This is a genomic window from Streptomyces sp. NPDC046197, assembly GCF_040646295.1.
In the GTDB taxonomy this organism is placed as follows: Bacteria; Actinomycetota; Actinomycetes; order Streptomycetales; family Streptomycetaceae; genus Streptomyces.
Genome location: NZ_JBEYZY010000046.1, coordinates 39097 through 53462 on the forward strand (window position 1 = coordinate 39097; position 14366 = coordinate 53462).

A 14366-nucleotide genomic window follows, 5' to 3' on the forward strand; every position below is an offset into this window, starting at 1 on the left:
GGTCACGCCGCCGACCGCCCTCCCCGGACCCCCCTCGGTCCCGCCCGAGCCGGGCCCGCCGGCCTCCATTCCTGCGACGCCCGGTACCGGCCACGGGACCACCATCCCGGCCAGCGGCACGCCAGCCATCACTGCGCCGCGCACCCCGCGACGCCTGGCTGCACTCGCTCAAGCCCTGGACACCGTCCTTCCCACCACCGTCCCCACCGGTGAGACCACCACACCCACGCGCCTGATGGGCCTGCCGACGGGCATCCGCACCCTGGACGATGCCCTCGGTGGCCTTCAGCCCGGCCGCTTCTATCTCGTTGCCGCCGCCCCGGGCGCCGGATCCAGCCTGATCGCCACTGCCGCCGCTCGCACCGGCGCCCTCGATCAGCATCAACCCGTCCTGTACGCCGCCTCCGGACTCACCCGCGCCGATATCGCCGCACGCATCGTCGCCGCGCACCTGCCAGTCGATTACCGCCGGCTACGAGCCGGCCGTCTCACCCCCACCGAGCAGGACGACACCGCAGCCCTCCACCACCACCTGGCCTCAGCCCCGCTGTACATCGACGACGGCACCGACCTGACCACCGACGCGATCGCCGAGAGCGTCCCGGACCTGCCCGGCCTGGCCCTCGTCGTAGTCGACCGCCTCCAGACCACCGAAGACCCCCGGTTGCCGCTGTCCGGCCCGGCCCAGATCACCGACGCCGCCCAGGCCCTCGCCCACCTAGCCCGCACCCACGAGCTCCCCGTCCTCGCCGCCGTCGACACCGACGACCCCCACCTCATCGCCGCGCTCAGCCTCGACATCACCATCACCCTGACCCGCGACGCCGACCAGATCCACGCCACCGTCACCGAACGCGACCTCGGCCCGCAGGCCACCCTCACCCTCCACGCCGACCTCGCCCACGCCCGCATCACCGATCCCACCAACCCCTACGCCAGCCCCACCACCCCAGCGCCGCCACCGACCGCGCGCCCGCACACCCCCGCACAGCCCCCGCAGACACCCCTCAAAGCCCCCACCAGCCCATCCCCGGACCCGCCCACCGAGCCCGCCCCGACAGCCCACGCCGCCGCCCCACCCAGGCCGTCGCCCCGCCGCACCACCGCTCCACCCCCGCCCGAGGGCGGCTACGCAAACCGGGACTACAGCTACTTCATCGGCATGATCACCCGCGCCGTCGACGAAGCCCTCCACGACCACGATGGCGACATCACCGCCGCAACCGAAGCCCTGGTGAAAAAGGCCGTACCGAACGCCATGGCTCTGTTCGAGGCAACCCGCGTCGGCGGGAATTACGAGCACACCGTCTATCCGGAAACCCTCGAATTTCTCCGAAAGAAAACCAAAGACGGTGCCGACGAAATCTGGGAAGGCCGACACAACTGGACCAACACCCGCCTCATGGACGCCCTCCAAAACGGCACCCACCCCCCGATCACCGTCAACGCCCTCGACACCAACGCCAGCTTCCTGTCCGCCTTCAAGACCCATCTGCCCATCGGCGCCCTGATCCACGACCCCCACGGCGGCTTCGACCCCAAGCGCTCCGGCATCTACCGCCTCCCTACCCGTCCCACCTGGCACCACCCCCACCTGCCCGACCCGATCGGCAACCGCCGCGAAGACGGCCCCGTCCTCCTCGACGACGCCACCATCCGCCTCCTCATCCGCTGCGCCCGCCTCGGCCTGTGCGAGGCCCCGCACATCACCGAGCGCTGGACCTCCGGGGCCAGTGAAGGGCTCCTGGAAAAATTCCGCCGCGTCCTGACCGAGGCCCGCGCAAACGCCATCGAAGCCGACGACACGCTGACCGTCGAATACATCAAAGCCATGTACTCGAAATTCACCTCCACCATCGGAGAATCAAGCGTCAACCGCGACATCCGCCGACCCGACTGGATGCACATCATCCGCTCCCAGGCATTCGCCAACCTCTGGTATAAATCCCACCGGGCCCACAGCAACGGCCTCACCGTCGTCCGCGTCCGCGGCACCGACGAACTCCACGTCGCCGGCGACTGGCGCACGGTATTCACCGAAGGCCGCCTCACCACCCAGATGAAACAAAAAGACCAGTACCCCCTACCGAGGAAGAGTGCCCGATAGATGTCGACCGACGGATGGAAGAACTTCGGCAACTACGGCGCAGACCGCGACCCCGGAAACGTCCACGGCAAAATCGCTCTCGCCCGGGCCCTGGAAGACGCCCTCGAACGCATGATCATCGACGGCGGAATCAAATCCCCGGTCGGCACCCGCCGCGGCCTGAAAGCCCGCATGCGCTACCTCACCACCACCAAAGGCGGCCCCCGAGCCCTGGCCGACGCCGGCCTCCACGCCACGCCCGCCACGATCCGCGCCTGGACCCGCGGCACCCAGCGCCCGCGCCCAGCCAACCTCGAAGCGATCGACACTGCCTACTGGAACCTACGAGCCCGCAACGTGCTCGCCAACCCCGGCGCCCTCAAGCAACACCTCAACCGCAACGGCCGCGGCACCCGCCTCGAGATCCACCCCGTCAACCAGGCGGCCGTCGACCAGCCGCGCCGCCGCGACAACCTGAGGATCCAGCACCGGCAGGTCCGCTACATCTGGGACGACGCCGTCGACGCCCTCGTCGCCAGCGACCTGGACACCATGGAAGACCTCTGGGACGACATCATCGCCGAACTCGACTCCGACTGGGGCGCCTACACCTACGTCTCCTACATCGGCATCGGCGCCTGACATGACCGCCGCAGCCGGCCTGGCCGGCCCAAAGCGGCGCCCGGCGCCCGCGGTGTCGGTGATGGTCTGCGGGGGAGTGTGGGTTGGACGTCGTCTGGGAGTCGGCGGCGCAGGTGCGGTGCTCTGGTCGTTGACGCTGACGGGTGGTGCCCACGCGTTGCCGGCGAAGGGCCATGTCATTCTCACGCCGACCACCAGTCGTCGACGAGGTCACCTGGGGCCACCACCGCGACGGCGGGACCAGCCGCCGCTGACCCACCTGGCGGTGCCCGCGACCGGTAATCCCGGGCTTCCGGCACACCGGTCCGACGGCGCTCCCTGCTCCAGGAGGCGCCTCCGGGCACGAGTTCGGTCCGGGAGGAAAACAGAGGCCTCTCGCGCTCGTCCTACTTCCGCATGATTGCGGGTTCGTGGCGGCGCAGAAGTCGTGTGACGGCGTAGCCGAGGACGGCGGAGAAGACGATGAGTATCCCCATGTTCTGTAGCCAGGTGCTTGCGGCGTGATGGAAGAGCGCGTCAGTTGCGGTTGGATCGATCCGGGTGAGGTCGATGGTTGAGGCCATGGCGGCCGCCGCCCATCGGGACGGCACCACCCAGGCGACGATCCCGAGAACGCCGTGGAGGGGCAGTACTGTGCCGCAGAGCACCACCTGGACGATGGCGAGGAAGACCAGCAGCGGCAGGGTCACCTCTTCCTTGTTCACCAGGGCGGAGATGAACAGGCCGAGCATCATGGCGGTGAAGGCCAGCAGGGCCACAGCGAGCGTGATCTCCAACAGCGAGGCCATGAGTACCCCATGACCGCCGGGCGCGTTCAGGCCGATGCCGGCCAGGGCTACCAGCGTGAGCACGACCGCCTGCAGCACCGTGATGGTGCCGAGGACGACGACCTTGGACATCACATAAGCGGATCTGGACAGTCCGACGACCCGTTCTCGCTGATAGATGGCGCGCTCTTTGACCAGTTCGCGCACCGCGTTGGCGGCCCCGGCCAGGACGGCGCCGACGCAGAGGATGAGCAGCGTGCGCGTCGCCGACTCCCGGGTCAGCTGAGTCCCCCCGGCGAACCCGCGGGCCAACAGACCCATCACGAACGGCAGCGCGATCAAGACGGCAATGAAAAAGTGGTCGGCCTTGAGCACGGCTGCGTAGCGCCGAACCAATGTCCTCAGCTGCGCTGGCCAGGTCTGGCGCCGCGGAAGCGGCTGGCTCCCAGCCGCTGGAGCCCGCTGGGCGGGCTGCCGTGTGCCGGCAGCCTTGATGTACTGCCGGTGCTGCGGTGAGCGCCGATACTCTCCGGCCCAGTCCCGGCCGTGGTCGGCTTCGAACGCTTCGAACGCCTCCGGCCAGTCAGAGAAGCTGAAGAAGGCCAGGGCACCCTCAGGGGGCCCGTAGTAGGCGGTCCTGCCGCCGGGGGCGAGGACGAGCAGCCGGTCACAGACCTGAAGGCTGAGCACACTGTGGGTGACCACAATGATGGTCCGCCCGTCGTCGGCCAGGCCGCGCAGCATGGTCATGACGGACCGGTCCATGCCCGGGTCGAGCCCGGAGGTCGGCTCGTCGAGGAAGAGCAGCGACGGCTTGGTCAGCAGCTCCAAGGCTACGCTGACCCGCTTGCGCTGGCCGCCTGAAAGGCAGTGGATGGGCTGCGCTGCGTGTTCCTGCAGGCCGAGCTCCCGGATGACCTCATCGGCCCGCTTCTCCCGTTCCGCCGGGGCGGTGTCCTGGGGGAAGCGCAGTTCAGCGGCGTAGAGGAGGGCCCGGCGCATGGTCAGCTGGGTGTGCAGGATGTCGTCTTGCGGGACGAGACCGATGCGCTGGCGCAGCTCCGCGTAGTCGCGGTACATGTCGCGGCCGTCATACAGGACGGTTCCGTGGTCGGCGGGGCGCAGCCCGGTAAGTGCGTTCAATAGGGTGGATTTGCCCGCGCCGCTCGGGCCGACCACTGCGAGCAGGCACTTCGCGCCGACAGGAAAGGAGATCCCGGCGATCAGCGTCTTGCGGCCACCGTCGACTGCGACTGCCAGGTCCTGTACATCGAGGGATACCTCACCGGTGTCGACGTACTCCCGCAGCTGGTCGCCGGTCAGACAGAATGCCGAGCGGCCGATGCCGACGATGTCCCCCTCGGCGATCAGAGCGTGGTCGACCGGACGACCGTTGAGGAACGTGCCGTTGTGGCTGCCTATGTCGACGATCTCGTACGTTCCGTCGGTGTGCGCGCGTAGTTCGGCGTGATGGCGCGACACACCCAGGTCCTGGTCGATGACGAGGTCGTTGTCCTTCTCGCGGCCGATACGCACAGTTCGCCTCGGCCGGGGCCGCACCGTCGTCGGCGTACGAAAGGTTCCCGTTGACGAGGGCTCCTGCACGGCAGACGGCCCCTCCAGCCGGCCAGCCGCCGGAGATCCCCGGTTTCGGGCGGTCAGTACAGCGCGCAGTACAGCGCGCGGCCCGGTGATCGGATTGCCGAAGCGGAGGACGCTACCGGGCCCTACAGCGCACGCCTGCACCCGGCGCCCCTCGGCGTACGTGCCGTTCTTGCTGCCCTCATCCACGAGCGTCCACTGGCCGACATCGGCGCACAGCACCGCGTGATGCCAGGAGACCCGGGCATCACCGATAGCTATGTCAGAGGCCGGATCCCGCCCGACGTGGTAACGCTGGCTCGGGCTCATCACCGTAGAACCCGTGTCGGTCTCGAGAACAAGTTCGGGTGCCAGCGGCACCCCAGGCCGCTCTCCCATAGCAGAATCCTAGCAAATGACGTGTATATGTGCTCGCTTCCACCACGCCCTATGAGCACAAGTCCCGCTACAGTGGGAAGGTAATCCGTTTGCAGCCGAACAAACGCGGGGAGCCGGGCGGTCCTGCCCGACTGCGACTTAAACAGGCGACCGGCCCAAGACGTCCACGGCTACATGTGCTAAACACTCGAACGCGGCCTGTGTCTGACTGTATAGCACCTACCCTGATGTGGGTTGGGTTGACGGCAGTTGCGCGACGACGCTTGACGTAATTTTCTTCCCGTCAGGTCGATACACATCGCACTCAATATATCGAAAGCCAGTCTTCCAGTAGTCTGCTTCTGATCCGATAAACCCTTCAACATCGTTTGGTGCATTCACGTAGTCGGAGCTGTACTTTTTCTGGCAGAGAGTGTTCGCATCGGTGTTGGCTGTTTGGTACGTCATACCCGTAGGCGGATTGACGTATCCAACGACCTGTCCGTCGTGCGGTGCATCGCATTGGGCGAGATAAGAATTGCCGTCCTTGTCGCTCCAGCAGTCGCCGATTGAACCAGTGTCAAGATACGAACCATCGCCAATTTTGCGGAAGCGGCCGACATTTCCCGAGAGTGTTGTGGTCTTGTCGAAGATCAGGCAGGCGGTGTTATGTACACCGCCGTCCCAACCTTGCCTGATGGGCGGGAGTGCATATGGTTGCGCGTCAGCCATCGCATTCACGGTTTCTGCCAGCAGTTGTTCGCATCGGCTGTTGCCATTCTCTTTTGCGTCATCCAGAGAGCTTGCCGGATCGGTATCGAGTACCTGGCCGTCATGGGCGGCAGCAGTGCAATCCGTTAGTCCCAATTTTGGCGGCGGCCCTACGAATTTCTCCTTCACCCATGCAGCATTGACGCAGTCGCCGGGGCGCAGTTCCCGGGTCAGCCCGACGGCATCTCCGTAGGGCATCACTTGGCCGGTCGAAGTCGGCCTGGGGGAGGGCCTGAGGGAGGGCTTGTGGGGGCCGCTGAGACCGGCCACCAGTGCCCACACCCCCAGCCCAATAACGAGCGACGCTGTAGCGGCCAGGGCGATGTTGCGGCGGACCTTACGCGACGGATGAGGCGTAGGAGCTGGTTCGGCTGTCTCCGGCTGTGGAGGGCGAGGCGGAGGCCCGGGGGCTGACGGTCGTTTGATGGGGCGCGGCATCTCCGTGACGGTCTGCTGGGGGGCTCGGCCGGCCTCAGTCGTGAGCTCGCGGAAAAGGGGGACCGCAGCGTCAGCTGATAGCCGGTGCGCGGGGTCTTTGGCAAGGAGCTTCAACAGCACGGGCGCCAGGTCGCCGGCACGGGAGGGCCGTGGGGGCTCGTCGGTGAGCAGTGCGGTGAGCGTGGATACGTAAGAGCTGCGGTCGAAGGGGCCGTGGCCTTCGACGGCGTAATAGAGCGTGGCGCCGAGGGAGAACAGGTCTGATTCCGGTGTCGGTTCTGCGCCGCGGGCGCGTTCCGGCGCAAGGTAGCCGGGGGTTCCGACGATTCCGGAAGCGGTGGTGAGTCGTGGTTCGCCGACGTCTCGTTGGAGTGAGATGCCATAGTCGCTGAGTAGGATCCTTCCGAGCCGAGCAGAGTCGGGGGCTTGAGATTGGGGGACGGTGAGCAGGATGTTGGAGGGCTTTACGTCCCTATGCAGGATGCCCAACTGGTGCCCTGCCATCAGGGCATCGAGGACGGCCAGGCCGAGCCTGGCTGTGTCGCTTGGTGACAGGGGCCCGCTGTCGCGGATGACGGCCTGCAAGTTCCGTGCTCCGGGTACGTACTCCATGATGATCCACGGGAGGCCGGCGTCGACGACGCAGTCATACACCGTCACTACATGGGGGTTTCCGCGCAGCAGAGCGGAGTGTCGCGCCTCGCCTCGCGCTCTGGCGATGCGGGCATTCAGCTCCTGTTCTGGAATCTCCTGCGGTACGGTGATCTCCTTGACCGCGACCTTGCATGCCAACTCCTCGTCCTGGGCAAGCCATACGCGGCCCATTCCGCCGGCGCCGAGGTAGTGCACTAGCCGGTAGCGCCCGGCGATCAGCCGACCAGCGGCACCATTCGTCCCCGCCATGTCCACCCTCCAGACCAAGTGTTGTAGGGAGCCAATTGCGGTCCGCCGCCATCGGAATGGGCTGTATGGCCACTGGCCCTTCCGTCGGATGGCTGGACAAGGTGCCATGAGTTCTGCCTGCAGGATCGTCGGTGCTGTAGATGTCCAGCCGATACATCGGCAGGCATCGCAGCGTGGCGTTCAGGCAGCAGGACGGCTTCCACTGGGGCCAGGCCCGCTGCCTTGGGTACCAAGGAGTGATCAGTCGCCATGTGGTACGCCTAGCCGAACCGTCAGTGATTCGGGGACTGAGCACGCCGCAGAGAGCGGGGCGTTCACGCGTCTAGCCGTTGCGGTGGCCAGCGCGTTGCGCGGCTGGACCGGCGCCGAGGTCGCCACCAGTCGCTCGACGGTGCAGCGGTCTCTGGATGTGGGCGTGGCTGGGGCGATTGGGGTGCCGGAGGCCCTGCGGTGCCGTCGTAGCGGTACGCGCTGATCGGGTGGAAGTCGGGGGAGGCTGCGGGCGCAGGCCATACCCGTTCCATATGATGTGATCAGTTTCGAGGCAAATACATATGAATGGGTCATTCGCAGTGCTCGGCGGAGATTCCCGCAGACCATCCTGGTGGGAGAGGGCGCCATGACAGGAGCATCGCGTTCTCGTGACAGGCCTCCCACCAGAGGGTGAGCAGGGGGCGCCACGCGCGCTTCAGCCTGCTCGCATTTGTGTTCAACACGCAGAACTTGACGGGGAAGGCCTGTCGGCCGACGAATGGTTACCCCTCCCTGGTAAGGGAAGATCCAAGGCGTTCCCGAACTTCAGTTGGTTACCCCCGACGGCGAGTTCGTCTGCCAGGACGCTCCTGCCCTGGCCCGCACTTGAACCGATTACTCGGAGCCGAGAAGTCCGAGAAGTACGTGATGGTCTGAGGGGGAGTGTCGGTTGAATGTCGTCGTTTGGGCGTCAGTGGTGCAGGTGCGGTGGCCTGGTCGTTGACGCTGACGGGTGGTGCTTACTGAGCTCTTTCAGCGTTGCCGCTCCAGGGTGAGGACGGCTGCGGCGATTGACGACATTCGATTCGGACTGCATCGGGCTTTGCGGAAGATCCGCCACGACTTCAGCCCCGGACGGCATGCCGCACCTGATGGTGGCGCATAGGCAGTAGCGTTCGTTTCCACAGCACAGAGGCCCCGGCCGTTCATGCAGGCGGCCACGCACTTCCGTTGGATGTCGATGCCCCGGACTCAAGGTTCACGGCTGGACAGGCTGCTCTATGCCGTTGGCCGTCAGCTGGACACGCTCCTTGATGCCGTTAGCCGTCGGCTGGACACGCTCCATGATGCCATTGGCCGTCGGCTGGACCAGGTGAGCCCGCGGCTCCAACGGCTGCGCGGGATACCGGCACGGTGGACTCCGTATCTGCTCGCGTCCGCCGCAAGCGCCGTCCTGACCTGGGCCGCGTTGCGCGGCCTGCTGCTCCTGACTGGACCGCACGGGGCGCTCGGGTGGGTCGGGCTCGGCGCCGTCATAGCGGTCGCAGCGGTCCTCCTCGTGCTCCTTGCTCGCCACTACCTTCTGATGAAGTCCGAACGGGAGGACCGGAGGCCGTTCGCTCTCTCGCTGCTCATCTTGGCGGCCGCATTCGCGGCGGCATTGGAGGCACTCGCCGGACTCACAGCACTGGTATCCCGGTACGGCACGTTCTCGGCAGTCCCTCTGTCCCTGCGGCAGTGCGAGCAGCTGTACCTGTGGCAGTCGGTGGGCTCCGTACCGCGTCTGAGGATTCCGCAACGCCTCGGCTGGGCCGAACCCGTGCAGCTGCCCGGTGTCTTGGGCGGGGTCCTCGTTCTGGCCTTCAAGTTAATCCTCGCCCTCCTGCTGCTCCGCACGGCGGTGGTAATTTTTCAGCTGGCACAACAGCACCGGCGGAGCGAGCGAGCCATCGAACTCTCGCTGCAGCGGCGGTCGCGTGGGGTACCCTTCTTCGCCCCATCGTCCTCGGCGCCGTTGATGACGGTGGCCGCTTCTGTGTGCCTGGTCTACTTCACCGTGGGCGCAGATTCGCCTGTACGCACGTGGCTGACCGGGCACCTTCCAAACCTGCATGTACTCAGCCTCACCATCGACGCGGCGGCCGTGTCCTGGTTGCCGGCGATCCTGGCGATTGTGGGGATCGCCTGCCTTGCGTACACCGTGTTCGGCGAGGGACCTGAACTGGACCGTTTCCCGTCCCCTCGAGAAGCCGGGGGCGCGCTGCTGACCTGTATCGCGATGGCGCTGGAGATCCTGGTCGCGGCCGCCGCGATTCTGGTGGTCGTGCACGACTTCGGCTGGGCCAGTCTGCGACCGGGCAGTGTGGGCGCTGGTACGACGAGCGGGGCGGCTTTGCAGGTGGTCGCCTGGCACCTGGCCGAAGCATTGCCGGGGCCCGATATCCCCCAGACAACGCACTGGACGCTGCAGCAGGACTTCACAGGGCCGTGGGCTGGGCTGGTCATCGTGTGCGAACTGATGGCGGTGTTCCTCGTGCTGATCTTTCCGGTGGCACGGGTGATCGCACAATGGGTGCACTTGTCCACGCCCTGGGTCCCTCCTGATCCGCCGCTGGTGGAAGTGCCTGCGAGGGTGGAACGTGACCTAAACAGGGCTATTGCCTACTTCAACCGCATCGGTGATGACCGTCTAACGCTCGGGGCGGAGCTGCTGGCAGTCCATTGGTCCCGATACGAGCTGGAGCGCGCCCGGCGTTCGATGTGGGACCTATTCGGCGACGGTCCGGTCTTCGCCGCCGCAGACAAGGCCATCACCAAGGTCGACGAGTGCTACGAGGCGCTCAGCAGGAGACCGAGATTCAGCAGCCGCCGCCCCCCGCGTCATGCGCCGCCCCCAGGGGTGCCAGAGCCCGCCACTGTCCGGAACGCAGCGGAGGCCGTGGCGGCCTACGAGCGCCTGGCCGCGCACTACAGGCCACCGTCGTCTCCCGGGTACGGCAGCGATCCGTGAGGTCACTGCCGTTTGCGGTTGGTGACACGGAGCGTTTTCAGCGTTGCCTCTCCAGGGTGAGGACGGCGGCGGCGATGACTGTTATGCGGTTGGGACTGCAGCGCGCTCTGCGGAAGACGCGCCAGGATTTCAATCTCGCGACGCTTCGTTCGACCGGTGCTCGCGCCGCTGACAGGGCCCGGTTGATCGTCCGCTGAGTCGCGGTGAGGCCTTGATGGGGAAGCCGTCTGATCGGTGTGGTCACCCAGGGGCCGGCCCCGATGTAGGCGCGGTCGGCGAGGACGGGGACGCCCTGGCGTTCGCAGATCCGGATGATGCGGTGGGTGCGGGCCGCGGTCAGGTCATGGGTGCGGCCGGGCAGTGCAGGGGAGATCCACAGCAGCTTGCCAGCGGGATCGGCTACGACCTGCACGTTCACGCCGTGACGTCGGTGCTTCTGAGAGAAATCGGCCCGGCTGTCACCGACACGGTCGCACTCGGCGAGTGTTCCGTCGAGCAGGACATGCTCGGGATCGGTCTCCCGCAGGACCTGCAGCAGCCCGGGCGCCCGCCGGGACAGATGACCGACGACGGCCGTCACGTAGGCGTGGGCGGTGCCGATCGATATGCCGAATCCGACGGCGATCTGCGCGAGCGTGTCGTGCCGTCGAAAGATCAGGCCGACGAGGGCACGCTGGTGAGGCGGGAGTTTGCACCGACGGTCACCCTCGCGGGTGATGATGAGCATGGTTACCCACTCGACCAGGGCGTGCGGGAGGTCGAGTACGGCAGGATAGGGAACCAACGAGGCTCCTACGCTGATGAGTTGAGACGTCGAACACCTCCCTCAACGGCACAGGAGCCTCGTGCGTTGCGGGAGCCCAACCCGTCACCCGATTGGTGGCCACTCTGAAAACGCTCACTCGTTGCGGGCATGATTGGCGAAGAGCCATGTCGTTCTCACGCCGACTACCAAGTCGGCGGTGACCGCAGTGGCTAGGTTTCCGGCCGCGTCGGCCAGTGCCCGCTCCCGGTGCCTCATCAGTGGTGCAACGGCCGCGCTGAGACGGCTCAGGAGCACGGTGATGCCCGCTGCCGACGCTGTGACCTCCCGGTTCCACTGACCGGCCACTGCAGTCCATTCGGCGTATCTGGCAAGGAAGCCGACAACGCCCCATTCCGTCCGGGATCACGCCGCAGCTGCCCGGGCCAGCGCCTGTATACCGACAGTCAGCTGCGTCCTCCGGCCGCCCATCAGATGATCGTGGATGGTGCCCGCTACCTTGAGCGCAAGCGCCGCCGCGATCAGTTCGTCCGCCTGAGCCTGTAACTCTGCCCGGTCATCGGCCCGTTGTTTGCGGGCTTCCGTACGGCGTGTCTGCCAGTCGTTCCCCGCCGCCCCGAGGAACACGAGAGCCACGGCACCGGCAGCACTGACGAGAGTGTTGAGGAGATCACCGTCCATACCCTTCCGGACACCGCAGCGGGTCCGTGAGTTCCCCCGCGTCTATCCGGACGGCGCGCTGGCCTGTTTGCCCGAGCCGAGCCGAGATCCTTCCGAGCGTCGCTTTCCGGCCACGTCACCCACAGGATATGGGCCCCGATGGCACGATTGTTCGATAGCCTCGCTCTGATCCGGACTCAGGTCCTGGGTGCGGCAGTGCGCGAGTGTGGAGACCGTTGAATCAATTCCGGCCACTCCCGGAGGGCGCGTGGCGTTCGTCGCGTCCAGCTTCCAGAGCCGTGCATATTGCTCTAAAGCATCGCAAAAACTATGCCATCCTGCACTAATGGCGGTTGCTCCTTGTAAACACATATTCGTGGCGTTATGTCGATCATTGTCCTGCATAGACTCCCGATGTCGGTGGGTGACCAGTTGACTCCTTGCCTAAAACAAAGTTGACTAGAAACTGACTCGGGTATCGGTTCATTGCGGTCGGCGGGCCTTGCTCCACGGAGCGTCACAGTGGTTCCGATGGGTAGGTAACTTGGTGAAGGCCACGGGCCGTTCAGGCGTCGGCCAGCGGAGTCTTCACGGTGAGCCAATCCCTGTGAGCGATCTTGAAACCGTAATGCTGGATAGGCACAGCCAGGCGCACGCGGTCGAGGCCCTCACGCGTACGGGTGTGAACGCGCCCAAGTTGTAGGAGGCGGGGCGCGGGTGGAATTGGGCACCTCGCACCCGGTCGTAATCTTCCGTTCATGAACCTTCGCTTGCTTGCCGGCTGTGAGCGGCTCATCGGCGTCAGGTAGCTCGCTGGTAGCCTGGAGAGCAAATGGGAAGGACCTCCATCCCGTGTGTCCCGCGGCGGCTACCGCGGGCGAGATGAAGGCCTTCACCGGTGATGTACAGGCCCTGGCCAGGCGGATCCGCTGTGCGGAACGCCCAGCCGGGGCCTGGTGCTATCGCCAGGGCGCCCAGACCATCACGGCCACAAGCAGTCCCATGGTCTCCAGGACGACGGATGCCCGCTCGGCTGTGACGTGTGGTTGCACCTGGCGCCACCGGTCTTTCAGCCAAGGGATCAGCTTCAAGACCGGCTCCTCCCCTCAGCCAGTGCAGGAGAGCGTCCTGCTCCGCTGGAGTCGCTGAACACGCCTCCAGCTGGAAGGCGTGGGCCGCGTTCTCGGGGTATGGGAACGGTAACAAGACATCGGCGGTTCGCGAATTCGATCTCGGCTATTCGGACACGTATTTGCTTGCCGTGCAGGGAAGTTGTGACCGGAGCCACCGCTTCCAAAAGCTTCAGCTCAGCGTGACCTGTCGGTTGGTGAGCCCGCCACGGGCCCGGCGCTCGTCCGGCGTGAGCGGTGCCTCCGAGGCCAGAGCGGTCGCGAGCCGCTCGGCGAACTCGGCGGCCGGCTTCTCCACGCCGACCCGGCTCGGCGGTGAGGGCGCGCTGGAGAGTGTCGGCGAGGTCGCGGCTGATGTCGCCGGACGCCGTGTCGTTCTGCCGGCCGAGGAGGACCGTGCCGTCGTCGCGGCGCAGCGTGGGTGATGGTCTGCGGGGGAGTGTCGGTTGAATGTCGTCGTCTGGGCGTCAGTGGTGCAGGTGCGGTGACTTTGTCGTTGACGCTGACGGGTGGTGCATGATTGGCGAAGAGCCATGTCGTTCTCACGCCGACTACCACCGTTGGGTACTACGGCGACGAAACCAGCGGAAGACACAAAGGCCCTCCAGGCCTCCCACCAGCTCCCACTCACACCTCCCGAGAACGGATCAAAGAAACCCGAGCACAATAAAAACGAGCCCTGAATTAGGTTCTGATATGCCGCGTCGCGGCACAATGATTCACCCCTTTGAGAAAACCACCCGGAGGGAATCGGTGCAGAATACCCGAAAACAGGTAATGCACCGGAAATGCACACCGCCTTCGTGGCGAGTTACAGAATCTCTCCGGGAGGTTTCCTGTCACTTTCAAGCATCGAGTGTTCCACGAGAGGTCCAGACCACTACTCCTATCACGTAGGGTAGCCGTTGCATGATTTATGTACCGATCCGAGGGCGTTACATGATGGGTACACATTAGGGGTAGGAAGGGTGTTCGGAGAACGCTTGAATGCAAGTCAGCTCCACCCTCGCCACCAGCAATTGAGCACCCCAAGAGATAAAAGCGCAGGTCAGAGATACAGAAGAGCACCAAAGTCAACTTGACGACACATCCTCAGAACAGTGACACCACTCCAAAATTATGTAACGCCAGCGAGGGCCAGCACTGGTCCCCTTTAGCCAGCCTGTAACGACGCGGAGCGGCGTTACAAAACCGTCGCGGAGCGACGGTGCAACGCTCCGTCACGTAGTGACGGCGCGTCATGTCTCCGGAGGAGACGGCGCGC

8 protein-coding genes and 2 pseudogenes are annotated in these 14366 nt (G+C 65.7%); 3 read left to right on the plus strand and 7 right to left on the minus strand.

Going from position 1 to position 14366, the window contains the following annotated elements; all coding sequences use genetic code 11:
* Positions 1-235 precede the first annotated feature (235 nt).
* Both AB0A61_RS36515 and AB0A61_RS36520 read left to right on the plus strand, forming a co-directional pair.
* On the plus strand, positions 236-2107 hold the full coding sequence (locus AB0A61_RS36515) for a DnaB-like helicase C-terminal domain-containing protein (RefSeq protein WP_361302459.1): 1872 nt from the start codon (positions 236-238) through the stop codon (positions 2105-2107).
* Positions 2108-2728, plus strand: coding sequence for a hypothetical protein (locus tag AB0A61_RS36520; RefSeq protein WP_361302462.1), 621 nt, complete (start codon positions 2108-2110; stop codon positions 2726-2728). It begins immediately after the preceding gene.
* Positions 2729-3114: 386 nt separating this feature from the next.
* Here AB0A61_RS36520 and AB0A61_RS36525 read toward each other — a convergent pair whose 3' ends face one another.
* From AB0A61_RS36525 to AB0A61_RS36535, 3 genes and pseudogenes are all read right to left on the minus strand, one after another.
* Entirely contained in the window at positions 3115-5475 is a 2361-nt protein-coding gene (locus AB0A61_RS36525) for an FHA domain-containing protein (protein WP_361302465.1), read from the minus strand.
* 219 nt (positions 5476-5694) lie between these two features.
* A complete protein-coding gene (locus tag AB0A61_RS36530; RefSeq protein ID WP_361302468.1) occupies positions 5695-7566 on the minus strand; it encodes a serine/threonine-protein kinase in 1872 nt (623 codons plus the stop codon).
* A gap of 1005 nt (positions 7567-8571) precedes the next feature.
* Positions 8572-8667, minus strand: a pseudogene (locus AB0A61_RS36535) (IS5/IS1182 family transposase); the annotation flags it as partial.
* A gap of 79 nt (positions 8668-8746) precedes the next feature.
* Here AB0A61_RS36535 and AB0A61_RS36540 point away from each other — a divergent pair.
* On the plus strand, positions 8747-10549 hold the full coding sequence (locus tag AB0A61_RS36540) for a hypothetical protein (protein WP_361302482.1): 1803 nt from the start codon (positions 8747-8749) through the stop codon (positions 10547-10549).
* Between the two features lie 37 nt (positions 10550-10586).
* Here the strand turns inward: AB0A61_RS36540 and AB0A61_RS36545 are convergent, their stop codons facing one another.
* The 4 genes and pseudogenes from AB0A61_RS36545 to AB0A61_RS36560 all read right to left on the minus strand — a co-directional run.
* Positions 10587-11333, minus strand: a complete 747-nt coding sequence (locus tag AB0A61_RS36545; protein WP_361302470.1) for a transposase family protein — start codon at positions 11331-11333, stop codon at positions 10587-10589.
* Positions 11334-11717: 384 nt separating this feature from the next.
* Positions 11718-11993: a hypothetical protein gene (locus AB0A61_RS36550; protein WP_361302473.1), complete on the minus strand. Its 276-nt coding sequence runs from the start codon at positions 11991-11993 to the stop codon at positions 11718-11720.
* Between the two features lie 938 nt (positions 11994-12931).
* Positions 12932-13063, minus strand: a complete 132-nt coding sequence (locus tag AB0A61_RS36555) for a hypothetical protein (protein ID WP_361302476.1) — start codon at positions 13061-13063, stop codon at positions 12932-12934.
* Positions 13064-13274: 211 nt separating this feature from the next.
* Positions 13275-13524 (minus strand): annotated as a pseudogene (locus AB0A61_RS36560) (DUF5926 family protein); the annotation flags it as partial.
* Positions 13525-14366 lie beyond the last annotated feature (842 nt).

Bases quoted from the DNA above. Each gene is read 5' to 3' on its own strand.
- AB0A61_RS36520 (WP_361302462.1), top strand. From the start codon at position 2,108: ATGTCGACCGACGGATGGAAGAACTTCGGCAACTACGGCGCAGACCGC.
- AB0A61_RS36515 (WP_361302459.1), top strand. From the start codon at position 236: ATGGGCCTGCCGACGGGCATCCGCACCCTGGACGATGCCCTCGGTGGC.
- AB0A61_RS36540 (WP_361302482.1), top strand. From the start codon at position 8,747: ATGCAGGCGGCCACGCACTTCCGTTGGATGTCGATGCCCCGGACTCAA.
- AB0A61_RS36525 (WP_361302465.1), bottom strand. From the start codon at position 5,475: ATGGGAGAGCGGCCTGGGGTGCCGCTGGCACCCGAACTTGTTCTCGAG.
- AB0A61_RS36550 (WP_361302473.1), bottom strand. From the start codon at position 11,993: ATGGACGGTGATCTCCTCAACACTCTCGTCAGTGCTGCCGGTGCCGTG.
- AB0A61_RS36530 (WP_361302468.1), bottom strand. From the start codon at position 7,566: ATGGCGGGGACGAATGGTGCCGCTGGTCGGCTGATCGCCGGGCGCTAC.